This is a genomic window from Serratia sp. 22264, assembly GCF_052045345.1.
In the GTDB taxonomy this organism is placed as follows: Bacteria; Pseudomonadota; Gammaproteobacteria; order Enterobacterales; family Enterobacteriaceae; genus Serratia; species Serratia plymuthica.
The window spans coordinates 92,145-115,993 of record NZ_JBQEOY010000001.1; the positions used below are offsets into that span (position 1 = coordinate 92,145).

General features: G+C 56.9%; 26 protein-coding genes. 11 read left to right on the forward strand and 15 right to left on the reverse strand.

Annotated elements, in window-relative coordinates; all coding sequences use genetic code 11:
* Positions 1-112 precede the first annotated feature (112 nt).
* Positions 113-2,410, forward strand: coding sequence for a beta-glucosidase BglX (bglX, locus tag ACTJJ1_RS00475; protein WP_004942014.1), 2,298 nt, complete (start codon positions 113-115; stop codon positions 2,408-2,410).
* Between the two features lie 39 nt (positions 2,411-2,449).
* Here bglX and ACTJJ1_RS00480 read toward each other — a convergent pair whose 3' ends face one another.
* Positions 2,450-3,184, reverse strand: a complete 735-nt coding sequence (locus ACTJJ1_RS00480; RefSeq protein WP_440831953.1) for a GntR family transcriptional regulator — start codon at positions 3,182-3,184, stop codon at positions 2,450-2,452.
* A 101-nt stretch (positions 3,185-3,285) separates the two neighbouring features.
* On the opposite strand from ACTJJ1_RS00480, the gene ACTJJ1_RS00485 reads away from it, so the two are divergent.
* The 6 genes from ACTJJ1_RS00485 to ACTJJ1_RS00510 all read left to right on the forward strand — a co-directional run bounded on the left by ACTJJ1_RS00485 (position 3,286) and on the right by ACTJJ1_RS00510 (position 9,011).
* Entirely contained in the window at positions 3,286-4,209 is a 924-nt protein-coding gene (locus ACTJJ1_RS00485) for a DUF7916 family protein (RefSeq protein ID WP_006324232.1), read from the forward strand.
* Between the two features lie 302 nt (positions 4,210-4,511).
* Complete coding sequence (locus ACTJJ1_RS00490; protein WP_440831956.1) at positions 4,512-5,561, forward strand: ABC transporter substrate-binding protein; 1,050 nt, start codon at positions 4,512-4,514, stop codon at positions 5,559-5,561.
* Positions 5,558-6,556: a FecCD family ABC transporter permease gene (locus ACTJJ1_RS00495; RefSeq protein ID WP_004942022.1), complete on the forward strand. Its 999-nt coding sequence runs from the start codon at positions 5,558-5,560 to the stop codon at positions 6,554-6,556. The genes ACTJJ1_RS00490 and ACTJJ1_RS00495 overlap by 4 nt, the downstream gene beginning before the upstream one ends.
* On the forward strand, positions 6,549-7,328 hold the full coding sequence (locus tag ACTJJ1_RS00500) for an ABC transporter ATP-binding protein (protein ID WP_440831958.1): 780 nt from the start codon (positions 6,549-6,551) through the stop codon (positions 7,326-7,328). Before ACTJJ1_RS00495 ends, ACTJJ1_RS00500 begins: the two co-directional genes overlap by 8 nt.
* The gene (locus tag ACTJJ1_RS00505) at positions 7,321-8,079 is read left to right on the forward strand and encodes a substrate-binding domain-containing protein (RefSeq protein WP_440831960.1); all 759 of its coding nucleotides are present in this window, start codon (positions 7,321-7,323) and stop codon (positions 8,077-8,079) included. The genes ACTJJ1_RS00500 and ACTJJ1_RS00505 overlap by 8 nt, the downstream gene beginning before the upstream one ends.
* A 35-nt stretch (positions 8,080-8,114) precedes the next feature.
* A complete protein-coding gene (locus ACTJJ1_RS00510; protein ID WP_004942028.1) occupies positions 8,115-9,011 on the forward strand; it encodes a cation diffusion facilitator family transporter in 897 nt (298 codons plus the stop codon).
* Between the two features lie 37 nt (positions 9,012-9,048).
* On the opposite strand, the gene ACTJJ1_RS00515 is transcribed toward ACTJJ1_RS00510, so the two are convergent.
* Positions 9,049-9,855, reverse strand: a complete 807-nt coding sequence (locus ACTJJ1_RS00515) for an alpha/beta fold hydrolase (RefSeq protein ID WP_440831963.1) — start codon at positions 9,853-9,855, stop codon at positions 9,049-9,051.
* A gap of 229 nt (positions 9,856-10,084) precedes the next feature.
* Between ACTJJ1_RS00515 and ACTJJ1_RS00520 the strand changes: the two genes are divergently transcribed.
* Complete coding sequence (locus ACTJJ1_RS00520; RefSeq protein ID WP_440833575.1) at positions 10,085-10,846, forward strand: CDP-diacylglycerol diphosphatase; 762 nt, start codon at positions 10,085-10,087, stop codon at positions 10,844-10,846.
* 50 nt (positions 10,847-10,896) lie between these two features.
* Here ACTJJ1_RS00520 and ACTJJ1_RS00525 read toward each other — a convergent pair whose 3' ends face one another.
* From ACTJJ1_RS00525 to lsrK, 7 genes are all read right to left on the reverse strand, one after another.
* The gene (locus tag ACTJJ1_RS00525; protein WP_004942032.1) at positions 10,897-11,193 is read right to left on the reverse strand and encodes a hypothetical protein; all 297 of its coding nucleotides are present in this window, start codon (positions 11,191-11,193) and stop codon (positions 10,897-10,899) included.
* Entirely contained in the window at positions 11,190-11,825 is a 636-nt protein-coding gene (locus tag ACTJJ1_RS00530) for a division plane positioning ATPase MipZ (protein WP_004942035.1), read from the reverse strand. The genes ACTJJ1_RS00525 and ACTJJ1_RS00530 overlap by 4 nt, the downstream gene beginning before the upstream one ends.
* 314 nt (positions 11,826-12,139) lie before the next feature.
* Complete coding sequence (yajD, locus tag ACTJJ1_RS00535; RefSeq protein WP_004942039.1) at positions 12,140-12,481, reverse strand: HNH nuclease YajD; 342 nt, start codon at positions 12,479-12,481, stop codon at positions 12,140-12,142.
* Between the two features lie 58 nt (positions 12,482-12,539).
* On the reverse strand, positions 12,540-13,001 hold the full coding sequence (locus ACTJJ1_RS00540) for a GNAT family N-acetyltransferase (RefSeq protein WP_440831966.1): 462 nt from the start codon (positions 12,999-13,001) through the stop codon (positions 12,540-12,542).
* A 52-nt stretch (positions 13,002-13,053) separates the two neighbouring features.
* Entirely contained in the window at positions 13,054-13,947 is an 894-nt protein-coding gene (locus tag ACTJJ1_RS00545) for a LysR family transcriptional regulator (RefSeq protein ID WP_004942042.1), read from the reverse strand.
* 60 nt (positions 13,948-14,007) lie between these two features.
* A complete protein-coding gene (locus ACTJJ1_RS00550) occupies positions 14,008-15,192 on the reverse strand; it encodes an MFS transporter (protein ID WP_062791710.1) in 1,185 nt (394 codons plus the stop codon).
* Positions 15,193-15,425: 233 nt separating this feature from the next.
* A complete protein-coding gene (gene lsrK, locus ACTJJ1_RS00555) occupies positions 15,426-16,991 on the reverse strand; it encodes an autoinducer-2 kinase (protein ID WP_004942046.1) in 1,566 nt (521 codons plus the stop codon).
* Positions 16,992-17,177: 186 nt separating this feature from the next.
* Here lsrK and lsrG point away from each other — a divergent pair, with 186 nt between their 5' ends.
* Both lsrG and ACTJJ1_RS00565 read left to right on the forward strand, forming a co-directional pair.
* A complete protein-coding gene (lsrG, locus tag ACTJJ1_RS00560; protein ID WP_440831969.1) occupies positions 17,178-17,474 on the forward strand; it encodes a (4S)-4-hydroxy-5-phosphonooxypentane-2,3-dione isomerase in 297 nt (98 codons plus the stop codon).
* Between the two features lie 87 nt (positions 17,475-17,561).
* Complete coding sequence (locus ACTJJ1_RS00565; protein WP_004942049.1) at positions 17,562-18,155, forward strand: LysE family translocator; 594 nt, start codon at positions 17,562-17,564, stop codon at positions 18,153-18,155.
* Here the strand turns inward: ACTJJ1_RS00565 and ACTJJ1_RS00570 are convergent.
* Positions 18,152-18,967: an AraC family transcriptional regulator gene (locus ACTJJ1_RS00570; protein ID WP_208904763.1), complete on the reverse strand. Its 816-nt coding sequence runs from the start codon at positions 18,965-18,967 to the stop codon at positions 18,152-18,154. The two genes, ACTJJ1_RS00565 and ACTJJ1_RS00570, sit on opposite strands and share 4 nt — an antisense overlap.
* A 68-nt stretch (positions 18,968-19,035) precedes the next feature.
* Between ACTJJ1_RS00570 and ACTJJ1_RS00575 the strand changes: the two genes are divergently transcribed.
* The gene (locus tag ACTJJ1_RS00575; protein WP_004942052.1) at positions 19,036-19,254 is read left to right on the forward strand and encodes a DUF7661 family protein; all 219 of its coding nucleotides are present in this window, start codon (positions 19,036-19,038) and stop codon (positions 19,252-19,254) included.
* A gap of 28 nt (positions 19,255-19,282) precedes the next feature.
* On the opposite strand, the gene ACTJJ1_RS00580 is transcribed toward ACTJJ1_RS00575, so the two are convergent.
* The 5 genes from ACTJJ1_RS00580 to bhsA (ACTJJ1_RS00600) form a co-directional block, all read right to left on the reverse strand.
* Positions 19,283-20,131 (reverse strand): PA4780 family RIO1-like protein kinase, encoded by an 849-nt coding sequence (locus ACTJJ1_RS00580; RefSeq protein WP_440831972.1) that lies wholly within the window; start codon positions 20,129-20,131, stop codon positions 19,283-19,285.
* Between the two features lie 124 nt (positions 20,132-20,255).
* Positions 20,256-21,746, reverse strand: coding sequence for an alpha-amylase (gene amyA / locus ACTJJ1_RS00585; protein ID WP_440831974.1), 1,491 nt, complete (start codon positions 21,744-21,746; stop codon positions 20,256-20,258).
* A 224-nt stretch (positions 21,747-21,970) separates the two neighbouring features.
* Complete coding sequence (gene dapF / locus ACTJJ1_RS00590; RefSeq protein ID WP_041416825.1) at positions 21,971-22,843, reverse strand: diaminopimelate epimerase; 873 nt, start codon at positions 22,841-22,843, stop codon at positions 21,971-21,973.
* A 115-nt stretch (positions 22,844-22,958) separates the two neighbouring features.
* Positions 22,959-23,216 (reverse strand): multiple stress resistance protein BhsA, encoded by a 258-nt coding sequence (gene bhsA / locus ACTJJ1_RS00595; protein WP_004942060.1) that lies wholly within the window; start codon positions 23,214-23,216, stop codon positions 22,959-22,961.
* Between the two features lie 203 nt (positions 23,217-23,419).
* Entirely contained in the window at positions 23,420-23,677 is a 258-nt protein-coding gene (gene bhsA, locus ACTJJ1_RS00600; protein WP_004942062.1) for a multiple stress resistance protein BhsA, read from the reverse strand.
* Between the last annotated feature and the right edge of the window lie 172 nt (positions 23,678-23,849).

A 23,849-nucleotide genomic window follows, 5' to 3' on the forward strand; every position in this document is an offset into this window, starting at 1 on the left:
TAACATTACAAATTATTTCTGCGGTGAAAAAGAGTATGTCACACTGTTTTTCCACTTTGATTAATCCTCTCCGTCGCAGGCTGCGGCGGGAACATGCCTGAGACAAAACAATATGAAATGGCTTTGTGTGGTGAGTTTGCTGTCCGGCCTGGCGATCAGCCCGGTTTTTGCGCAGGAGAGCGGGGCGGCGCAAGGAGTTAATGCCCAGCAGCGTGATGCTTTCGTTTCCAACCTGATGAAACAGATGACGCTGGAAGAAAAAATCGGCCAGTTGCGCTTAATCAGCGTCGGGCCGGACAACCCGAAAGAAGCTATCCGCGACGGCATCAGCAAGGGCCAGATTGGCGCTATCTTCAACACCGTCACCCGGCCGGATATCCGCGCGATGCAAGATCAGGCCATGCAGCTCAGCCGCCTGAAAATCCCGTTGTTCTTCGCCTACGACGTGGTACACGGTCAACGCACCGTCTTCCCGATCAGCCTGGGGCTGGCGGCCAGTTTTGATCTCGAAGCCATCGCGCTCAGCGGCCGGGTATCGGCTCAGGAAGCCAGCGATGACGGCCTGAACATGACCTTCTCGCCGATGGTCGACATCACCCGCGATCCGCGCTGGGGTCGGGTATCGGAAGGCTTCGGCGAAGACACCTGGCTGGTGTCCAAAATTGCCAAAGTGATGGTCGATGCTTACCAGAACGGCGATCCGTCTCAGCCCGGTTCAGTGATGGCCAGCGTTAAACACTTCGCGTTGTATGGCGCCACCGAAGGTGGCCGCGATTACAACACCGTCGATATGAGCCCGCTGAAAATGTATCAGGACTATTTGCCGCCGTATAAGGCAGCGGTAGATGCCGGCAGCGGTGGGGTGATGGTATCGCTCAACGCGATCAACGGTATTCCGGCCACCGCCAACCCGTGGCTGCTGAAAGATCTGTTGCGCAGCCAGTGGGGCTTTGGCGGCATTACCATCAGCGATCACGGCGCGATTAAAGAGCTGATCAAGCACGGTGTGGCCGAAGATGCGCGCGATGCGGTGCGGCTGGCGATCACTTCCGGCGTCGACATGAGCATGAGCGACGAATACTACGACCAATACCTGCCGGGGCTGGTGAAGGACGGGCTGGTTTCGGAAAGCGATATCGATCGCGCCTGCCGCGATGTGTTGAACACCAAATATGATATGGGCCTGTTCAAAGATCCGTATAACCACCTTGGCCCGGTAGGTTCCGATCCGCAGGACACCAATGCCGAAAGCCGTCTGCACCGCGCCGAAGCGCGCGTAGTGGCGCGCAAAACGCTGGTGCTGCTGAAGAATGACAAGCAGACGCTGCCGTTGAGCAAGCAAGGCACCATTGCGCTGGTTGGGCCGATGGCCGACAGCCAGCGTGACGTGATGGGCAGTTGGTCGGCGGCCGGCGTGGTCAAGCAGTCGGTGACCCTGCGCCAGGGGCTGGAGCATGCGGTGGGCGACAAGGCGAAGATCCTCTACGCCAAGGGCGCCAACATTACCCAGGACAAAAGCATTATCGACTATCTGAACGAGTATGAGCCGGCGGTGGTGTTTGATACCCGCCCGCCGCAGCAGATGATTGATGAAGCGGTACAGGCGGCCAGGCAGGCCGATGTCGTGGTAGCGGTCGTGGGTGAGGCGCAGGGCATGGCGCACGAAGCTTCCAGCCGTGCCGATATCACCATTCCGCAAAGCCAGCGGGATTTGATCGCCGCGCTGAAGGCGACCGGCAAACCGCTGGTGCTGGTGCTGATGAATGGCCGGCCGTTGGCGCTGAGCTGGGAAAGCCAGCAGGCGGATGCGATGCTGGAAACCTGGTACAGCGGCACCGAGGGCGGCAATGCGGTGGCCGACGTGCTGTTCGGCGACTACAACCCGTCGGGCAAGCTGCCGATGACCTTCCCGCGTTCTGTCGGCCAGATCCCGATGTACTACAACCATCTGAATACCGGCCGGCCGTTCGGCAAGGAAAACCCGGGCAAGTACACGTCACGTTACTTCGACTCGCCTAACGGCCCGCTGTATCCCTTTGGTTACGGCCTGAGTTACACCACCTTCAGCCTGTCGGATCTCAAACTTTCCAGCCCGACGATGGCGCGCAACGGCAAACTGACCGCCAGCGTCACGCTGAAGAACACCGGAAAATATGACGGCGCCACCGTGGTGCAGCTGTACGTGCAGGACGTGACGGCGTCGGTCAGCCGCCCGGTGAAAGAACTGCGCAACTTCAAAAAGGTGATGCTGCGAGCCGGTCAATCACAGCAAGTGGAGCTGCCGATCACCGAAGAGGATCTCAAGTTTTACAACGCCAGCCTGAAATGGGGCGCGGAACCGGGCAAGTTCAACGTGTTTGTCGGCCTGGATTCCGACAACGTACAGGCGCAAAGCTTTACGCTGCAGTAAATCGTATCGCCCTCTCTTGCTGCGGTGAGAGAGGGTTTTTCAATGTTTCAATTCCAGCGCAAAATCATAGTACTCATTCAAACACCAACTGCGGGTATACTCGATGGGCCTTTCCTCGCGGGTGAACCCGGTGCGGGTCACCAGCAGCAGCGGTTCCCCCACCTCCATCGCCAGATAGCGGGCGACGGATTTATCGGCTATCTCGCCGCGAAAACGCTGAGTCGCACGCACAACGGGTTGACCGATGGAGTGCAGATAGTGGTACAACGACTCTTCAGGCAGGCCGCTCGCCGGCAAAATGGCGGCGGGAAGCACCGAATACTGTAAGGCAATGGCAATCTCGCCGGCTTTACGCAAGCGCACCAGTTCGACCACATCCTGCTCATCGCTCAGCTGTAACGCCTGCATTTCTTCTGCCGTCGGTCCGCGCCGCAGAAAGCCAATCAGTTCGCTTTGCGCCCTGAAACCTTGCGGCTCCACCATCTCGGTAAAACTTTCCAGCAGTGGCAACGCGGGTGCGAAGCGCGGCGCGATAAAGGTGCCTGAACCCCGATTGCGGTTGATGGTGCCATCCTGTTCGAGGTGTTGAAACGCACGGCGAGCCGTCCCCCGCGCAATGCCGAAAGCTTCCATCAGCGCTCTTTCCGAAGGCAACGCATCGCCGGAACGCCACTGCCCGGACTCCACGGCGGCCCTTATTTTTTTTGCCAGTTGCAGATAAATCGGCGTGCTGTCTGCCGAGTCCGGTTGAAGCAAGGCCAGTTTTTCATCCATACGAATCTTCCCCACGAAATGACCATTAAGTATACCACTTGTACCGATGAAAACTAAGTGGTACATAATTGGTTTAGTGATCATAACCGGAAGCTTGCACGATGAAAAGATACCTCGACTGTACCGCCACCGATCTTGCCAACATCACCAAAGACAATTTGCTTTACGCCATTCGCGCCAGTGAAGGGCGGATCCTGGTCAGTGAAAGCATTGCCGTGACGCAGCCGCTGCTCAATAACGTCACCAATGCGGAGCTGGCGGCCAGCCAGGGCGCCGATATGCTGTTGCTGAACCTGTTTGACGTCAACCGGCCGCGCATCGAAGGCTTGCCCGACGGAGTGCCGCCGCAAGAGGTATTGCGCGAGTTGCAGCGGCTGACCGGGCGGGTTATCGGGGTCAATCTGGAAGCGGTGGATCCGGCGTTCACCTCTACGCACAATGAGTTTTGGCAGATGACGGCGGGCCGCGCTGCGACCGCAGAGAACGCGCGCAAGCTTTATGAGCTCGGCGCCCGCATGGTGGTGTTGACCGGCAATCCCAATAATGGCGTCAGCAACCAGGCTATCGCCGCGGCGTTGAAGCAGATTCGCGATGACGTGGGGGACAAGCTGGTGCTGGTGACCGGTAAAATGCACGGCGCCGGCATTGTGCGTGAAAGCGGTAGCCAGTTGATCAATGAGCGGGACATCGCTCTGTTTGTCGAAAACGGCGCGGACATCGTCCTGCTGCCGGCGCCGGGCACCATTCCCGGCATGTCGCAGGAAAAGGTGGCGGCGTTGATTGCGTTTACCCAACAACAGGGCGCGTTGGCCATGACGGCTATCGGGACGTCCCAGGAAGGCGCCGATGTACAAACCCTCCGCCAGATTGCCCTTATGAGCAAAATGGCCGGGGCCGATCTGCACCACATTGGCGATACCGGTTATCTGGGGCTGGCGCTGCCGGAAAACATCTTCGCCTACAGCGTGGCGATTCGCGGCGTGCGCCACACCTATACCCGCATGGCTCGCTCGGTTAACCGCTAGCCGATAAAACGCGTCGGCTCTGCGCAGAGCCGCGCTTCGCTTATCAGCTTACTAAGTTAATCACTAACTAAGTTGCCGACTTTTCATCGGCAACGGACAGTTTGCTTTGCCTAACGTCATATTGTTTCATCCGGATGACTGTGCGTGGAAAGCCGTGAGTGAGGTCCCTGGCGGGCCAGGGGCAGAAATATTCCACTTCAGTGGCGGGACAGGATTACGCGCCGTGTTTGAACCCGCCGATTGTTTCGTTACGACTATCGCTATATTATTCTGTATATAACGATAGTTAACCGGAACCCCTCATGTTCAAACGTTTCCCGCGCGTGCTGCTTGTTTTCATCCTGTTCTCGTCCCTCGCGCAGGCGGATCGCCAGGTTACCGACCAGCTCAACAGAAAGGTGACTTTGCCCGATACCATCACCCGTGCGGTGGTGCTGCAACACCAAACGCTGAATCTGCTGGTACAGCTCGACGCCATGCCGCAGGTGGTGGGGGCACTCGGCAGTTGGAAAAAACAGCTGGGGCCCAACTATCAGCGGCTGGCGCCCACCTTGGTGAAAATGCCGATGCCGGGCGATCTCACCTCGGTAAATATTGAAAGCCTGCTCGGCCTGCATCCGCAGGTGGTGTTTGTCGCCAATTACGCTCCACCGGAGATGATCGCGCAAATCGAACGGGTCGGCATTCCGGTAGTGGCGGTATCTCTGCGCCGTGAAGCGGCCAGCCAGGCAGGCAAAATGAACCCGGTGCTGAATGATGAGGACCAGGCTTATACCCTTGGCCTGCAGGACGGCATTCGCCTGATTGGCACGGTGATGGGCCGCCAGCCGCAGGCCGAGGCGCTGATTCAGGACGTGTTTCAGCAGCGGGCGCTGGTGGCCGATCGGTTGCGCGATCTGCCGGAAGACCAACGGGTGCGGGTTTATATGGCCAACCCGGACTTGACCACCTACGGTTCGGGGAAATATACCGGGCTGATGATGCAGCATGCCGGCGCGCTGAACGTCGCGGCGAAGGATATTCAGGGGTTCAAACAGGTGTCGATCGAGGATGTGCTGAGGTGGAACCCTGCGGTGATTTTCGTTCAGGAACGTTACCCTGAGGTGGTGCAACAGATCCTCCGCTCGCCGCAGTGGCAGGCGATCGACGCGGTGAAGCATCAGCGTGTCTACCTGATGCCTGAATACGCCAAAGCCTGGGGGTATCCGATGCCGGAAGCCCTGGCGTTGGGCGAATTATGGATGGCGCAAAAGCTTTATCCGCAGCGTTTCAGCGACGTTAATCTGCAACAGCGGGTAGATGCCTACTACCGACAGTATTACCGCAGCAGCTGCTGCCAGAGTGGGCAATGAAGCTGGGCTGGCTGATCTTGCTGACACTGCTTTGCGCACTGCTGTCGCTGGGCATCGGCCGCTATCAGGTGCCGGCGGCTCACAGCCTGATGATCCTGTTTGAGCCATTCACCGGTCCGCACGTGGGAACGGATGCGGTGCAGCGGCAGGTCATTCTTGGGGTGCGCTTGCCCAGAGTGCTGCTGGCGATGGGCGCCGGGGCGTCGTTAGCCCTGTGCGGCGCCGCGTTGCAGGGGGTATTCCGCAACCCGCTGGTGGATCCGCATATCATTGGCGTCTCTTCCGGTGCGGCATTTGGCGGCACCTTGGCTATTTTGCTCAGCCTGCCGCTGGCGGCGCTGCTGTTATCCGCCTTTGTGTTCGGCATGGCGGCGTTGCTGCTGATTTTCGCCATTACCAGCGCCATCGCCCGGCGTAATATTTTGTCCCTGGTGCTGGCCGGGGTGATCCTCAGCGGTTTTTTCTCCGCCTGCGTCAGCCTGCTGCAATATCTGGCCGATACCGAAGAGAAACTGCCGAGCATCGTGTTCTGGCTGCTGGGCAGCTTCGCCACCGCCGACGCTCAGAAACTGCGGATGTTGTTCCTGCCGTTGCTGCTGGCCGGTGGTCTGTTGTTGGCATTGCGCTGGCGTATCAATCTGTTATCGCTGGGAGATGAAGACGCCGCCGCGCTGGGCATCAACGTCGAGCGCACCCGCTGGCTGATTCTGACCTTATGCGCCGCGATTGTCGCCGCGCAGGTCGCCGTCAGCGGCAGCATCGGCTGGGTGGGATTGGTGATCCCGCATGTTGCCCGGCTGTTGGTCGGCCCGGATCATCGTCGCTTACTGCCTGCCTCAATGTGCCTGGGCGCTCTGTATATGGTGTTGATCGACGATCTGGCACGCACCCTGAGCAGCAGCGAGATTCCGTTGGGCATACTGACCGCGCTGATCGGCGCGCCGCTGTTTGCTTTGATGTTGCGTCGCGCGCAATTGAGGGGCTGGCATGGCTGAGTCATTACTGAGGGTTAATGACCTGAGCTTTGGCTGGCCCGGCCAAGCACCTTTGTTTGACCAACTGAATTTACGGTTGCAGCGCGGCGAAGTGCTGGCGGTATTGGGCCCTAACGGATGCGGAAAAAGTACCTTGATGCAACTGCTGCTCGGTAGCTTGCCGTTGCAGCAGGGCACCGTTGAATGCCGTGGCGGCATCGGTTTTGTGCCGCAGCATTTCACGGCTCCCTTTGCTTACCGGGTACTGGATATCGTGTTGATGGGGCGAGCACGCTACGTGGGCCTGTTTCGCTCACCTTCGGCGCAGGATCGCCGGCTGGCAAAAGAGGCATTGCAGTCGCTGGATATGCTGAGTTTTGCCGATCGTGAATTCGGCAGCTTGTCCGGTGGCCAGCGGCAATTGGTGCTGATTGCCCGCGCATTGGCGATGTGCTGTGAGGTGCTGATGCTGGATGAACCGACGTCCGCGTTGGATCTCCACCATCAGGACCGGGTGCTGAGCCTGATCTCGCGCCTGGCGCGTGAGAGACAGATGGCGGTGATGTTTTCTACCCATCAACCCAACCATGCCCACGCGGTGGCCGATCGCGCCTTGCTGTTGGGGATTGCGGGGCAGCAGCGAATCGGCACCTGTGCCGGGGTATTGACGGCGGAGAGCCTGTCGCCCCTGTTTGATGTAGCCATTGAGCGGGTGGCGTTGCAGATCAACGGTCGACGGTTTGAAACGCTGGTACCGCTCTTTCGCAGCCAAAGGGAACATCGAAATGAATAACATTTTGCTGTTTGCCGCCGGCAGTCTGAAGGGGGCATTTGGCCCTTTGCTGACGGCGTTTCAGGCGCAGAGCGATTGCGGGGTGGAAACGGTATTCGGCCCGGCGGGGCTGCTACGCCAGCGTATCGAGAAGGGAGAATCGCCGCATATTTTTGCCTCCGCCAATCTGGCGCATCCGCAGCGCCTGGTGGACTTGCGGCTGGCGCAATGGGTGGAGTCCTTCGCCGGTAATCGGCTGTGTGCCACGGTGCGCAACGTAGCCGGGCTGACAGAACCGCCGTTACTCGAGGTACTGCTGGACTCGCGTTGGCGAGTCGCCACTTCGACGCCGGGGGCCGATCCTTCCGGCGACTATGCGCAGCAGCTGTTTGATCGCCTTGAAGGGGCAATGCCGGGACAAGGGGAAGCACTGCGAAGCAGAGCGTTGGCGCTGGTGGGCGGTGCAGATTCGGCGCCTGTTCCACAGGATCGGTTAGCGGCGGAGTATCTGATTAACAGCGGGCAGGCGGATATCTTTCTCGGTTACGCCAGCTATGGCACCGCATTGGCGCGCTATCCCGAGTTAGCGGTGCGGCAGTTGCCGCCGCCTTTGGTGATTGAAGCCGATTACGGCCTGTGCCTGTTGGCCCCGCAGGCGCAACCCTTGGCCGAGTTTATTCTGGCGGAGCAGGGGCAGGCGATACTGCGGGAGCAGGGGTTTCTTTCCTCGAAACAGGACACATCAAGCAATTACGCACTAACTTGCTTATAATTTGGGGAATTATAGCCTGTCACCCTGAGGATAATATGGCGCAAGAAACAAGGTTGTTAAAGCAATCGGCATTGATGATGCTGATGGTTGCCGTAGTAGGTATCGTAGTTGGCGTATGGACTGGTTCTGAAGCCATCTTGTTTGACGGCATGTTTTCTCTGATAGCCACGCTGATTAAACTGCTGATGGTATTAACTGCACGGTTGATCAAAAAAGAGTATTCGCGGCGCTTTCAGTTCGGCTTTTGGCATCTGGAGCCCATGGTGTTGACCACCGAGGGCATATTTATCGGCGTAATTGCGCTGTATGCGTTGCTGAACGGTGTCCAGGGGCTGTTGCAGGGCGGCACTTCGGTAGAGTTTGGCGGGGCGATACTGTATGCATTGCTATTTACCTTCATCAATTTCAGCTACTACTTCTACGTTAAAAAGCGCAATCAACGGGTGCAATCAACGTTGGTCTCTTTCGACAATATCAGCTGGTTTGTCGATGCGCTGTTGGCGCTGGGATTGTTGATAAGCTTCACTGTAGCCTTCTTGTTGACCAAAACGGACTATGCCTGGTTGGCTCCTTACGTAGACCCGGCGCTTTTGGTGGTAATCGCTTTAGCCATGTTGCCTTCGGTGGCTAAAATTTTGCGCCCATCCCTGAAAGATATGCTGCGTGTGGCACCGATCGAGCTGAATGCCCTGGTTGAAAAGACCATGGGTATGATGGTGGCGAAACACAATATCATCGATTATCACAGTTACTGTCAGAATGATGGCCGCATCAGCATTGTAGAAATCAATATCCTGATGGGGGTGTTGGAAGGGGTTAAATTGGAGGAGCTGGACGCGATGCGCGAAGAAATCCAGTCGGGTCTGGGGATGGATACTGAGGATTTGTGGTTGACCGTTTCCTTCACCCGCGATCGAAAATGGCTTAACTGAGGCGGAATTCCGGGCCATTTGGCCCGGTAGAACGTTATCAAAACCGAGAGGCGGTATTTTCGGCCAGGAAAGCCAACAGTACTTGGGTTACCGCTTCCGGGTTTTCCTGATTGCTGATATGCCCGGCGCCGGGGATCAGCACATGTTTGCAGCCGAGGATATCCGCCATTTGCTGGCCTTCTGCCGGCGGGCGCGGTTTATCCTGCTCGCCGGTGATCACCAGGGTTGCTGCGGTAATTTTTTCCAGCAGCGCCAGTTTATCGGGACGGCCGAAGATCATTTTGCCCAGCGGCACTATGCTGCTGCGCAGCAGGTTGGCGGGAAGGCTTTGCAAATGCGCAATCAATGGTTGCAACAGCGACTCGGGGACATTGTCGGAGTAAAACTGTGCGGCGATGTATTCCAGTAACGGCGAGGTGATCGCCCCCGCCCGATCGACTGCGTCCAACATGGCGAAATAGCGCTGGCGCTCCTCAGAGGTTTCGTCGCCCAGGTAACTGCCCAGCAGCACCAGCACTTTAACCCGCTCGGGCGCCACTGCCGCTAATTCTGCACCCCACATGCCGCCGACGGACAAACCGACGATGCCGAATTCTTTGATGCCGAGTTGATCCATCAGCGCCAGGTGGTCGGCGGCGATATCCGACAGGCTGGTGTGCGAAGCCGGTAGCTGCGGCGACTCGCCGTGCCCCCAGAGATCCGGAACGATAACGCGATAGTGTTTGGCCAACGCATCAAGCTGAGGCGCCCACATCTGCCGATCGAACAGATAGCTGTGACCGAGTAATAATGGGAAACCTGAACCGACATCCAGGTAATGAAACTGCTTATCCGTAGCTTGCATGTTACAGCGTTCCTTGTTAAACGGGATATATGGACCTGTTTATATCATGCCGATATTCAAAATCGGCATTAATTTACCTTAAATTACTTGCGTTCAACCTTATTTTTAATTATTTCTCGTTCGGAAAGCGAAGGGCGATCCCACGGGCGGCATAATATGCTGGCCGTTTATCGTCGGCTGATTTATGCTGGCCGCCTCTGGTGAAGGAAATATTGAACATGGAGTGGTGATGAAAAGGTTTCTAAAGCTATTAATTATCTTGCTTGTTATTTTGATCTTGGCAGTGGTGTTATGGTTTTTCTTCGGGCGCGGCAACCAGGATGCGTTGTGGCAGATTGTCAGCCAGCAGTGCGTGCCTAATCAGCAACAAAATAACGACCCGTCGCCTTGCTTAAAGGTTGATTTAAAAGAGGGTTATGTGCTGTTCAAAGACAGCAAAGGTCCTTATCACGATCTGGTGATGCCTACCGAAAAGGTCAGCGGTATTGAGAGCCCAGAGCTGCAAACGGAGCAAGCGCCGCCTTATTTTTCCCAGGCATGGGGAAATCGCAGCCATATATCCACAGAGATGGGAAAGCCTCTAAAAGACGCCTGGTTATCGTTGGCGATAAATTCAAAATATGGCCGCTCCCAAAATCAATTGCACATTCATATCGCCTGTCTGCGTCAGGATGTATATGCCCAGCTTGAGCAACAAGCGAAAGAAATAGATCAACGCTGGCAGCCGCTGGCGGAAAAATTGGTCGGCCATCAATATTTGGCCAGAAAATTGGTCGGCGTTGATTTAACCAAAGAAGACCCTTTCAGGCTGCTGCAACAATATGTGGTGGAGCAGGGCGACAATATAGCCAATTATGGGCTGGCGCTGGCGGTGACTCCTGAAGGTGAGATGATTTTGCTGGCCAACCGTTTAAAATTGACCGACCTGAATCTGGGCTCCGCCGGAGAGATCCAGGATTACCAGTGCGCGGTTGCCGGTAATGGGTTGTAACGCCCATTGTTAGCCTGCCAACTTATTAAGCTGGCAGGCTATGAGGTTAATTACAGCTTTTTCAGCAACTGCAGGAGATGTTCTTCGCTCTTTTCGGCCAGCCCGTCAATGGCCAGCTTGATGATGTCGGAACGGGTAATGCGCACCACGCCATTACGTGCCGCCTGCACAATGATTTCATCGATGGCGTCGACGTGGTTGTCGGTCAGGCTGACCGAAATCGCCTTGTAGGTGCGTTTACGGCCCTGGGGTTTGGCTTCGGCAACGGGGGCAATCAGGGTGTGGGAGGTGGCGCTATTGATAAACTCGTCTTCCGACATGCGGTGGGTAGGTGTGCGCTTTTTCACAGGATCACCTCTTTCACCAGGTTTTCGATTTCCGCCTGCGCCTTGGCGTTGTGCGCCTCGTGCACGGTGATCGCCTCACCCCAGGCATCGCGATAAATCTTGCGATCGCACAGGCGGTTGCTGACCAGCGTAAATTCCGGGTATTCGCTCAGTACCTGCGCCGCTTCGTTGGCTTCGTTAATAAAGATATTGGTCGGGCACATGTTCAGCACGATGTAGCCTTTCACCTTCTCGTTGTATTCCTGCGCGGTAGAAAACATTTCCGACAGATAACCTATGGTGTCGAGATCCATTTGCGACGGGCGCAGCGGAGAGAGGAACAGATCGGCCGCCAGCAGGCCGGAGCGCAGTTCGGCGCTGTCGCGGCCTGCGGTATCGACAATCACGTAATCGTAATGACGATCCAATTCCAGCAGGGTCTCTTTGATTTTACCCGAGGCGGCGACCACCGGGATATGCGGCAGGCCCTCCACATTCTGGCGATCGTTATACCAGGTCATGATTGATTTCTGATCGTCAGCATCGACGATGATGGCGGTTTTCCCCTGTTTGAGGATCAGATATCCGGCGATATTGACCGCCTTGGTCGATTTTCCTACGCCACCTTTTTGCGAGCCAATCAAAACAATCATGCTGCCATCTCTCAAGTTATCAAGCTGCTAACTTATTAAGCTAGTTACTTATTAAGTTAATGCGCTTATTAGGTTGATAATTAAACAGGTTAACAAGAACAACTTGTGGACAATATGCACCAACGGTGGCCGCTTGCCAAGCCAGTATGCTGTTAACTTTGCAGCTTATTTTGCTGGTAACTTATCAAGTGGGTAAGTAGGAATGCTCTGGGAAATGGAGGAAGGGACGGTTTTTTGTTTTTTTTATTAGCTCAATAAGTTGCTAGCTTAATGGCTTTTTGCGGATGCGACAGTGTGCATCCGCAGCGGCGGCATTACTTTTTCAACATCGATTTCAGGTTGGCGAACGGATTATGGGTCGCTACGCCGACGTCTTTTTGCGCGTCTTCACCGGCGATCACCGTTGAGCCATATTGGTCTGCTTCGGTGTACTTGGAGTGTTCGTGGTCGTGGCAGTACAGGCACAACATTTCCCAGTTGCTGCCATCTTCCGGGTTGTTGCTGTGGTCATGATCGATATGGTGAACCGTCAGCTCGCGCAGGTTGGAGTAAACGAATTCGCGTGAGCAGCGCCCACAGACCCACGGGAAAATTTTCAGCGCTTTTTCGCGGTAGCCGGTCTCCAGCCTTGCGTAGTTTTTGGGAATATATGCCATGGTCAGTGCCTGTAGAATGATAACAATATTACGCTCAATACTATCACAAAGCGCCGGGTTACAGCGTGCGACACATCACCGTCACTTCTTCGTCTGAAACCTGGCGTTGCTCTACCGGTTGCCAGCCCAGCTTTTGATACAGCGGCTGTTGGTCCGGCGTGTAGAGATACAGTTCGGTGATGTTTTTCTGTTTGCAGTGGGTAATGCACTGGTCGATCAGGCGGCGTGCGACGCCCAAACCGCGGTGCTGCGGATGGGTGAAAACTTCGCCCAGCCAGAATTTGCGCTCCGGCTTATCCGCCAGATCGTAAATGACCAGGCTGGCCGTGCCGAGGATGTGTTGTTGCGGTGACAGCGCCAGCAGCGTCATACCGGAATGCTGCGGTTCACAGCGTTGTTCAAAGCGCTGGCTGATTTTCTCGTGGCTGCTCCACGGCGAGAAATCACGCCACTCCTGATGCAGCAAAGCAGCCAGTTCGCCAATGCGCTGGCGGTGTGCGGAAAGTCGTTCGATACGCATGATTTAAGTTCTTGTTGCCCAGAGAATGCACAACTATAGCCGCAGTTGTCGGCTATTTAAAGGCCTCCACCGCCCAGTCGATGAACACCCGCAGCTTGGCGCTAAGATGGCGGTTAGAGGGATACACCACGTACATTTGCTCCGATGGCGGTTGCCAGTCGTGCAGCAGGCTGACCAGTTCGCCGTTGTCCAGATGCGGTTGCGCCATAAAGCGGAAGGTCTGGATGATGCCCAGGCCGGCCAGCGCCGCCGCCAGCAGCGCGTTGCTTTCGTTGACGCTGACGTGATAGCGGTGCTGGATGTCGATCTCTTTGCCCCGATCAACGAAGTGCAGCGGCTGGATGCGATCGTTCAGCGCATGGCGATAGTGCGCCAACGGGTAACCCAGCTCCAGATCGCAGGGGTGTTTCGGCGTGCCGTAACGCGCCAGATAGGCTGGCGTGGCGCAGGTGACCCATTCCAGCTCGAACAGGCGGCGGGCAATCAGGCTGGAATCGGCCAGCGGGCCGCTGCGGATCACGCAGTCGGCGCTGTCGTTGATCAGATCGATCAAGCGGTCGCTGACGCCCAAATCAATCTGAATCTGCGGATAACGCTCGATAAAGTCCGGCAGCGCCGGCACCAGCAGTTGGCGAGCGGTCGAGCCACCGGCATCAATGCGCAGCACGCCCTGCGGCGCGCTCTGGGATTCGGTCATGCAGCCTTCCATCTGCTCCAGTTCCGCCAGCCACTTAACCGTGCGCTGGTAGTAACACTCGCCCTCAGGGGTAACAGACACGCTGCGGGTGGTGCGCTGGAACAGCTTGGTCTGCAGGTGATCTTCCAGGTTCTGGATCAGCTTGGTGACGGTGGCCTTGGGCATCCGCAGCGAGTCTGCCGCGCGGGTGAATCCGCCGGTTTCCACCACGCGGTTAAACACCCGGATGGCGAGTAAATGATGATCCATAACGCTCTCAGTGCAAAACCCCGGTCGGAGGACCGGGGTGTTTCTGTGGATAGACAATGATTATGACTGTTTAGCGCCAATCATGCCGGAACGCAAGGTCAAGCCGAACACCAGCGCGGCGGAAAGGGTGAGGGCACCGCCGAACAGCATGGCGCTGCTGACGCCCTGCCAGTCGACCACTTCCCCGCCCAGCAGCGCGCCGGAGGCCAGCGCAATCTGGATCACGCAGACCAGCAACGCCTGGCCGGCTTCCGGCGCCTGTGGCACCGCGGCAAACATCCAGTTGGTGGCGCAAACCGGCACGGCGCCGAACGCCAACCCCCAAACCATCACCATCAGCGTGGCGCCGGCAATGCCGCTGAGGAACGGCGAAACGATCAGGATGGCGGCCAGCATGACGGCGATCAGGATAAAGGTGGCGCGCAGGCTGCGCTCCGCCAGGCGTTCGCCGAGGAAGGTGCCGAGCAGGCCGATGGCGCCGTAGGCCAGAAGTTGCAATGAAATCGCCGACGGACTAAGGATAAACACCTGTTGCAGCAGCGGTTTCAGGTAGGTGTAGGCGGCAAAATGGCCGATAAACAGCAAAACGATGGCGATCAACCCGGTACGCGCCATAGGCAAACGCAGCGGCAGCAGCAGATCACGCGGTGTGACCGGCCGGGTGGGCGGCACCGACGTCAGCAAGCGCAGCTGCGCCAACAGCACACCCACCGCCAGCACCGCGCTGCCAAAGAAAGCGGCGCGCCAGCCGAACAGGTCGCCAATCAGCGCGCCCGCGGGCACGCCACATACCGCACCGACCGAAATACCGCTCAGGATCAGCGCGGTGGCGCGGCCCTGGCTGGCTTCCGGCACCAGATGGCGGCCATAGTTGGCGGCGAAGGCCCAGAAACCGCCGACGCAGACTCCCAGCAGCACGCGACCGAGCAGCATCATAGGGAAGTTAACCGCCAGCGCCGAAACCAGATTGGACACCACCAGCAACAGACTCAACGCCAGCATCAGCAGACGACGATCGAGCCGGCCGGCTGCCAGGCTCAGCGCGGGCGCGGCTATCGCCGCCACGATGCCGGGCACGGTCACCATCAGGCCCGCCTTGCCGGTGCTGACGTCCAGCGACGGCGCGATATTGGTCAGCAGGCCGATCGGCAGAAACTCGGTAGTGACCATCACAAAGCAGGCGACCGTCAGCGAGAAGATCGCCAGCCAGGGTGATGATGCAGGTTTATCTTTATTATTCAGCATAGTACCGCTCGTCTCAGGTGAGTGCGTACACCGCACGGTAAGGTGCGGAGTGACAGAGATCACAATTTACGCAGGCATTGGCGGCGGATAAATCCGTTTGCCGTAGTTACACTGTTTCTGAGGGGGAATAATCATGTAGGGCAAGCAAAACGGCGGGTTGCGGCAGAACGGCAGGTTAAAGGCTCAATGGGCATAAGCTTATGCGGCGGGCGCAGCAGACTGCGCCCAGGGCATCACAACCCCGGCGCTTTCCACATTGAGGTGGTCAGGCCGTGATCCACCAGCGTGAGCTGATCGGCGTAGATCTGCTGCCAGGTGTGTTTTTGCTGTCGATAGAGTTCATGATTGACGCTATCCGGCTGATATTCACGCTCCCAGCGCACCAGTTTTTCACCGGTGGCCGCCAGCGACTCATACAACCCGGCGCCGACGCCGGCGGCAATCGCGCAGCCCAGCGCGGTGGCTTCTTTCACCACCGGCACGCGAACGGTCAGGCCGGTGACATCGCTCAGGATCTGGCTCCACAATTTGCCCTTAGAACCGCCGCCGGCGAACACCAGCGAGTGCGCCTGCACGCCCGAGAAGCTGGCGATCTGCTCCAGATTGCAGGCGGAGACAATGGCGGCGTTCTCTTCCAGCGCGCGGAACAGGGTTTGCTTATTGCAGCGTTCCGGGTCGAGCGACATATTGATAAACGACGGCGCGGCGTGATACCAGGTTTTGAAGTGCATGGCGTCGGAAAATATCGGCATCACCCCGTAGGCACCCGGCGGCACCCGCGCCGCCATCTCTTCCAACAGGCTGTAAGCATCTACGCCCAGCCGTTCCGCCATCAGTTTTTCCTCGGCGCAGAAGGCGTCGCGGAACCAGCGCATGGTCAACCCAGTGAAGAAGCTGATGGATTCCGCCTGTGCCATGCCGGGGATCACGTGCGGGTTAATGCGGATGTTCATGTCCGGATCGGTGGCCGGTTCCGGCAGGTTGACGATTTGCTGCCAGAAGGTGCCGCCTAACACCGCCGTTTGCCCGGCATGCACCACGCCCAGCCCCAGGCTGCCCAGTTGAACGTCGCCGCCGCCCATCACCACCGGCGTGCCGCGCAGCAGGCCGCTTTGCTCTGCCGCCGCTGCGGTAACCTGCCCCAGCAGGCTGCCGGTCTCTTTCACCGGCGACAGAATATCGGCGCGTAGCCCGGCCATATCGAGCAGCGCCGGTCGCCAGTCGCGGCTGACCAAATCCAGCATGCCGGTGGTGCCTGCATTGGAAGGATCCACCGCCAGTTCGCCGCTCAGCATATTCGCCAGCCAGTCGCTGATCATGGTCAACGTCGCCGCCTGCCGATAGATGTCCGGCCGGTGGTGGGCCAGCCACAGCAGGCGCGGCATGGCGCTCAACGCCAGCGTTTGGCCGGAATATTGGTACACTTCGCTTTCGAAATTATTGTTATGCAGCTCTTTGAGTTCGCTGACTTCATGGCTGGCACGCGCATCCACATTGGCGCAGGCCCAAATCGGTACGCCGTTGCGATCGTACAGCACTATGCCTTCGCGCATTGAGCAGCAGGCTACAGAGCGGATAGCCTGGCCAGTCAGGCCTGCGTTTTGCAACGCCTGCCGGATGCACTGGCAGGTCAATTGCCAGTTGTGGGTTAAATCAAATTCCATTGAGCCGGGCACCCCAGACACCGCCAGATGCCGCCACTCAGCCTGGCCCTGCGCGATCTGATTGCCCGCCAGATCGAAGATTACCGCGCGAACGCTGCCGGTGCCTGCATCCAGCGCCATCAAATAGTTATCCATAGTTCACACTCTCTGGGGTTGGGATCTTAACTATAGATGCCGGGTTCGCGCCTTCGCGTGAGCAACACGTGGGTGCGGTGGGATTTGTGAGCTGTACTGCAAAATTGCCGCCGCGCAGGGTAAATCAGAGGGAATAAACCTATGGTTTGAAAGAACAGTGATTTCAAGGTTAAACAAGGAGCCGCCATGCACGTCACTTTGGTCGAAATTAACGTTAAGCAGGACAAAATCGACGAGTTTATTGAAGTTTTCCGCGCCAACCATCTGGGGGCGATCGAAGAGCCGGGTAACCTGCGCTTTGACGTGCTGCAGGATGAAAACATCCCGACGCGGTTTTATATCTATGAAGCCTATAAGGATGAGCAGGCGGTTGCCGCCCATAAAAAGACCCCGCACTATCTGCAATGCGTGGAGAAACTGGAGGCGCTGATGACCGGTCCGCGCAAGAAAACCACCTTTATCGGCCTGATGCAGGCTCAGTGAGCGGCATCAGGGTAATTTTGTTCAATACTTTGCAACCCTTGAGCGGCAATCTGGCATCTGTGAACTTTTTCTCAGGTGCTAGTAATCATGAATATTTACTTTTCCATGGCCGCTTTTGCGTTGGCCGCTTCCATCACTCCCGGCCCGGTCAATATCCTTGCCCTGAGCGCCGGGGCGCAATTCGGTTTTAACGCTACCCTGCGCCATGTGCTTGGCGCCACGCTGGGGTTTACCCTGCTGCTGATCCTGATTGGTCTGGGATTGCACCAACTGCTGACCCTGTGGCCGGTGCTGACGAAGATCATCCAGTGGGGGGGCGTCGCATTCTTGCTGTTTATGGCTTATCAACTGGCCTTTGATGACGGGCGGCTGGGCAACGACCAGCAGCGTCAGGCGCCGTCATTCTGGTACGGCGCGCTAATGCAGTGGTTGAATCCCAAAGCCTGGCTGGCGTCGGTGGCCAGCCTGGGGGCGTTTGTCGCCGACGGTGACCGGCTGCTGCTGTGGCAGTTCGCGGTGATTTATGGCGTTATCTGTTACGCCTCGGTGGCCTGCTGGGCCTACGCCGGCGCGATGCTGACCGGTTTGTTGCAGCGAGCCCGCAACGTGCAGCGTTTTAATCGGCTGATGGCGCTGCTGTTGGCGGCCAGCGCCTGTTATCTGTTGGTCGACGGTGCTTAACGCGGGTTTTGATACTGGCCGGGGGTAGCGGCCAGCAACTGTTTGAACGTGCGCTGGAAGTGCGCTTGATCGGCAAAGCCACTTTCGCTGGCGACTGCGGCGATAGGGTAGCCGCGTTTTAGCAACCTGTGGCCGAACTGGATACGGCGATTCACCAGATAGGCGTGCGGCGTCATGCCGTAATGCTGCTTGAAGGCGCGGATCAGGTAGGAGGGCGACAGCGCCGCCGCCTGGCAGATCGCCTCCAGCGTCAGCGGTTGGGTGCAATGTTGGCTGATAAAGGCGGCCGCGGCTTCCAGTCTGGGGTGGGCGACAATGGCGGAGGGTTGCGCTTCGCCCAACCGGATTTGCAGATCGGTAAAATACTCCACCAGGGCAATGTGTTTTTCCAGATTGCCGCATTGCGGGTCAGTCAAGAGTCCATACAGCCGGTTCAGGCCGCTGAACAGCTGCGGATCGCGGCTGAGCACTTCTTTGAATGGGGTAAAATCGCCGTCGCCGCCGGCTATCTCCCGTTGCAGCTCGCCCAGCCAGGCGGTATCGATATAAAACATGATGTATGACCAACGCTGGCCGCCGATCGGGTTGCAGGCGTGGGGTTGCTGCGGGTTGATAATCACCACGTCGCCGGCGCTGACCTGCCACTGCCTGCTACCGTTAATATAAATGCTGGTGCCGTCGGTGATGGTGCCGATGGAAAAGATTTCATGGCTGTGCAGGGCATAACAGACCTTGCGGCCATCCGCGATGGCGCGGGCCTCCACAAAGGGTAACTGCGGGTTGCGCCAGAACTGCGGTGCATTAGCGGTCATTGGTTTTCCTTTTGGGTGCGAGGAGGCTAGCTTGTTATAGCGTAAAACGCGTGAAGGAGGGAATGCGGATGATGATTTTTAATGTGTTTGGCCGCCTGATGGGCGTTAAAAGGGTGGGGGAAGAGTGGCTACTGTTCCGCGTGACGCTGCCGGAGCGCAAATATGTGCGCAGTTACGATATCGTACTGCCGGAGGCGTTGACCGAGGCCGATATTGCCGGCTATCTGGGGGATATTTATCATGAAGCGGCGACCGAAAGGTACCCCGACGTTTTCAAAATAGAATAAGGCCCCGGCAGAATGACCGGGGCGCAGATTAATCTTCTTCGTTGCGGGCCATCAGCTGGCGCTGGTGTTCTTCGCTGGCTGCCTGAATCTCTTCCAGTACTGAACCGACATCGGCGCGCTTGCTGCTTTCCACGAACTTCCCGGTCAGCACGCTTTCCGGCGTCAGATTGCCTTCCTTATACAGCGCCCAGATCTCTTTGGCATATTTACTGTTGAGCAGTTCCGGCGCGTATTGACCGTAAAAATTCGACATATTGTTGATATCGCGCTCGAACATGCTTTTTGCGTGATTGTTGGCGGCGGCGTCCACCACCTGCGGCAGATCGATAATCACCGGCCCATTTTTGTCCATCAGCACGTTGAACTCCGACAGATCGCCATGCACCAGCCCAGCGCACAGCATACGCACCGCGTAGTTCATCATCACCGCGTGATCGGCCAACGCTTGTTCCTGCGTCAGGCTCACATCGCTCAGGCGCGGCGCAACCAGGCCTTCTTCGTCGGTAATCAGCTCCATCAACAGCACGCCATCCAGGCAAATATCCGGCTGAGGCACGCGCACGCCCGCTTTGGCGAGCAGGTACAGTGCATCGACCTCGGTATTCTGCCAGGCTTCTTCCTGCTGCTGGCGGCCGAATTTGGAACCTTTGCTCATGGCGCGGGCATCGCGGCTGTTACGCACTTTACGGCCTTCCTGATAATTGACGGCCTGCTTGAAGTTACGTTTGTCTGCTTCTTTGTAGACTTTGGCGCAGCGGATCTCTTCGCCGCAACGCACGATAAAGACGTCGGCTTCTTTGCCACTCTTTAAACGGCGGATGACGTCGTCGATTAAACCATCATCTACCAATGGCTGGAGTCGTTTTGGAATTTTCATGCAGCCTTGTACCCTATTTAGGCTCCTGTGTGAATGGTTTGCTTAGGTGATACCGCAATTTAGACCTGAAAGGCAAAAATTAGTTTTGCCGCCGGGGTGACTCATCGCCGCGACGGCGGTTTTGCTACAGGTTTTCGGCCAGCACCCAGACGCTGACGCTGCCACCGTTTACCGGGAAAGTGGCGTTCCCCTGATCGTCGGTGGTGACTTCATCCTGACGGTTGCCGAGCAGGTCGCGCCAGGTTTTATGCGCCAACTCCGCGCCCAGAGAAACCGCTTTGCCGTTTTCGGCGCCATTGGTGAGCACCACTACGCAGCCGGGGGTATCAGCGGTGCCGCTGCGGCTGAAGGCCACACAGTTTCTATCGTTAAAATAATCGGTTTGCACGCCGTTGGCAAAGCGTTGACGCGCCTGGATCAATTTTTCCAGCTCGGGGATCACCGGCATATCAATCTGGTATTCATTGCCGTCGCCGCCTTTGTCTTTATAACTCGCACCGTACAGGTCAGGATAAAACACGCAGGGCACACCCTGTTCGCGCAGCAGGATCAGGGCGTAGGCCAGCGGTTTAAACCAAGGCTCGACCGGGGCTTCCAGCGACTGCAGCGGCTGAGTGTCGTGGTTGGCGACCAGCGTGACCGAGTGTGCCGGATCGGCGGCAGTCAGGGTGTCGGTAAAAATCTGCGCCATGTCGAATCCGTCGCCCTGTTTCGAGGCCTGATGAAACTTCAGGTGCAACGCCACGTCGAACAGCATCACTTTGCCGTCCACCAGGTCAATATACTGCCGTAACGCCGCCAAATCGTGTGACCAGTATTCCGCGACGATAAACAGGTCGCGCTGTGCGGCGTCGCGCACATGGTCCGCCCACTCCTTAAAGAACCAGGCTGGAATGTGTTTGGCGGCATCCAGCCTGAATCCGTCGCACGGCAGGGTTTCCATCAGCCAGCGCGCCCAGAACTTCAGCTCTTCCGCCACCGCCGTGTTGCGAAACTCCACGTCGGCGCCCATCAGATAATCGTAATTGCCTTTCTCGTCGCCGACCTGATCGTTCCAGCCATCGTCGCCGTAGTCATTGTCGATTTTGAACACGCCTTTTTCATCCGGCTGTTCAATGTAATCGACCCCGCCAAAACATTTATAATCCCAAATAAATTGGGAGTGGGTACCCTGGCGGCCGGGGAAAGTAAAACGCGTATAAGCCAGCGCGTCGAAGCCCTGATCGTTGATATTATTGCGGTTGTTGACGTCCGCCCGGTACACGCGGACCTGTTCTTTCTCGTCGGCGCCGAGCTTGTGGTTGAACACCACGTCGTAAATCACCCGCACACCGTTGTCGCGCAGCGTAGCGGCGGCATGGGTCAGCGCCTCTTTATCGCCGTATTTGGTTGCACGGCTGCCTTTTTGATCGAACTCGCCCAGATCGAACAGATCATAACTGTCGTAACCTACCGAATAACCGCCGGAAGCCCCCTTATAGGCGGGCGGCAGCCACAGATCGGTGATGCCCAGTCCGGCAATGTGCGGTGCGCGTTCCGCGGCTTCCTGCCATAGCTTACCCCCATCGGGGTAATACCAATGAAAAAATTGCAGCAGCGTGGTTTTTTTCGTCATGAACCAGCATCCCGGTTAGCCAGAAAGAGGTGAGGGATTGGCCTTGTTCCCGCCATATCCTCTTTTAGCATGGGCTATTTTGGGCAAAAGGGAAAATTCAATGCAGGCAGCCGCGTGGCGGTGGCAAGCGGCGTATTCCTGGCCTTAACAGACTGCTAAGGATTCACCGAGGGCAGCACCGGCAACGATTCATTATTTTTATTTGCTGGCCGCCTTTTTGAATATTAGCGTTTTTCCCCCTGACGCAGGGCTTCTTCACCGCCAATAAAGCAGTCTTCGTCCAGCGTCAGGCTGGCGATTTTATGCACCGGTCCGCGCATGCGGACGTGAAAATCCCCGCTGAAGCTAATCTGCAACTGGCCGCCCGGCATCTGAACGCTGACGTTGTCATCGACCCGATTCAACTTGCGCATGACGCTGGCGGCCGCGCAGCTGCTGCTGCCGGAGGCCAGGGTAAAACCGGCGCCACGTTCCCAAATGCCGATGCGCAGCGTCTGGCGATCTATCACTTCCACCAGTTGCACGTTGGTTCGTTTGGGAAACAGCGGGTGATTTTCTATCTGTGGCCCCAACCGGTGGACCTGCGCCAGATCAAGCCGAGTCACCGGTACCACGCAGTGCGGGTTACCCATGGATACCAGCGATACGCTGAGGGTTTCCTCCGCCAGCGCCAGCGGATAGTTGAGCGCCTCGGGTAAGTCGATAAGCGCCGGCAGCGCTGCCGGATTGAAATTGGCACGCCCCATATCCACGCGGACCCGGTGTTTATCTTCATCGACCTGGCACTGCACGTCGCCACCGGCGGTGTGTACCAGAAACGGCAGGTGGCCGACGCGGCCGATATCAAACAGGTAACGGGCATAAATGCGCAGGCCGTTACCGCTTTTTTCGGCCTCCGAACCGTCGGGGTTAATGATGCGCAGCGTGGGATTGATATTGTCGCCGCTGTCGATCAGCAAGCCGTCTGAACCTATGCCGTAATGGGGATGACACAGTATGCGGATTTGCTCGTTGCTCAGCCGCGCAGCGACCGAATGGTGGCACACCAGGTAATCATTACCCAGCCCGTGATATTTATGAAACAGCAGAGGAGTCATGGCGTTTGTCAGGTTAGCGGTAAGGGGAAACCACAGCTTACAACAGATTTTTGGCGGGGGAATAAAAACAAAAGGCGGCACAAGCCGCCTCTTTGCTCAACTGCTGATTCAGCAATTAATTGTAGATGATCGCAGTACCGTGCAGCTTGTTGTCGCCGGCGGTTGAGATGATCTGGAAGGATTTTGCGCCGGCTTCATCCGCTTTGGCAGCCAGTTTGTTTTCCAGGCTGGTCAGGTCGGAAGCCCCGCTGACGGTGATCACGCCGGTTTTTTGCAGGTCTGCCGGTTGAGTATTAACCAGTTCGGCGGCGAAGCTACCGAAAGAAACAGAAGCCAGTGCGATAGCGGCGAGGGTCATTTTCAGGTTTTTCATGGTCTTATTTCCTATCTCTATTCTGTGCGATGTTTGTTTAGTAAGGTCGTTAAATTAATTAACGATCGATAATTTAATGTTAGACGCCTGTTCGGCGTATTGCAAGTATTTTTTAACGCTCATTAATTAATTTGTTTTTTCATCGTTGTCCGCGAGAGAGGAAACGGCGGCCAGCGGCCCTGCGGATAACGATTAACTTATTGTTATTGATAGATTACTGCGGTGCCGTGCAATTGGTTATCGCCACCGGCGCCAATGATACGGAATGATTTCGCACCGGCTGCATCCGCTTTTTCCGCCAAACTGGCTTCCAGTGAGGTAATATCGGAAGCGCCGCTGACGGTGATCACACCGGATTTTTGCTGATCTGTCGGTTGGCTGTTAACCAGATCGGCAGCGAAGCTCCCGAAGGAAGCAGAAGCCAGAGCGAGAGCAGCAAGAGTAATTTTTAAGTTTTTCATAATATTAGTTCCTATCCGAGAAGCATGAATTGGGTTTTCAATGTCTGTCGTCAAGATTACTTAACGATCGATAACTAAATGTTAATCCCTTCTCGACGGGAGCGCAATATTTTTTTATAATGATCGTTAATTTAATTGTGAAGCCCTGCTGCGGGGCGGGATAAGAGAGGGT